Source organism: Shewanella sp. cp20 (assembly GCF_000832025.1).
GTDB lineage: Bacteria > Pseudomonadota > Gammaproteobacteria > Enterobacterales > Shewanellaceae > Shewanella.
This window is the reverse complement of the sequence record NZ_JPII01000038.1, coordinates 1-202: the sequence shown is the minus strand read 5'-3', so window position 1 is coordinate 202 and position 202 is coordinate 1. Positions and strand designations below refer to the sequence as shown.

General features: G+C 40.6%; 1 rRNA gene. It reads left to right on the top strand.

Annotated features, from left to right (window positions below):
* Nucleotides 1-113 precede the first annotated feature (113 nt).
* Nucleotides 114-202: ribosomal RNA gene (locus tag DB48_RS13390) — 16S ribosomal RNA — on the top strand; the annotation flags it as partial.

Genomic DNA, 202 nt, shown 5'->3' with positions numbered 1-202 from the left:
TGAGAGTCCATAGCAATATGTACAAACATCCTTAGATTCTTCCGAGTCTAAGTGATGAATCAGAATTCATTGAGTCGCTTCCTTTTGAATAAAGAGTGGAGCACAAAAACTTTTAATTGAAGAGTTTGATCATGGCTCAGATTGAACGCTGGCGGCAGGCCTAACACATGCAAGTCGAGCGGTAACATTTCAAAAGCTTGCT